Below are 468 nucleotides of genomic sequence, written 5' to 3' on the forward strand. Positions count from 1 at the left end.
GGCTCTGACCCGGATAGGCCGACCAGAGCGGCTGGTTCGACCCGGGACCCTCGGCGCGCGGGCCGTAGCCGCGCGGATCGTAGGCGCGCGCGTCGAAAGCACGAGGGTCCTGGACGCGCGGATCATGGGCGTAGGAGTCGTGAGCCGGAAGAGGCGCGGGATAAGAGCCGCTCGCCTGCGGGACGGGCTGCGGCGCGAAGGGCTGTGCGCCATAGGGCTCGGCATATCCGGTCTGTCCGTAGCCCGGATACGCCGCCGCATGCGCGACATGGCCCGGAGCGGGCGCATAGGCCCCTTGCACCGGTCCGGCTGGGCTGAAGCCCGGAATGTGCGGCTGGCCGGGCTGGGCCGGGCGGAAGCCTGCATCGGCGGGCTGGGGATAGAACGGCGCGGGCTGGCGGTACATGGGCGTGGTCTCGTGCTCGGCGGCGGGAGCCGGGCGGGGCTCGGCCGCGGGGGGCGTGGCAA

At 74.1% G+C, this 468-nt stretch carries 1 pseudogene; it reads right to left on the minus strand.

The features are described 5' to 3' along the window. A pseudogene (locus LL06_RS24340) lies at positions 1-406 on the minus strand (hypothetical protein); the annotation flags it as partial. Positions 407-468: the final 62 nt, after the last annotated feature.

The organism is Hoeflea sp. BAL378, from assembly GCF_000759435.1.
Classification (GTDB): Bacteria; Pseudomonadota; Alphaproteobacteria; order Rhizobiales; family Rhizobiaceae; genus Hoeflea.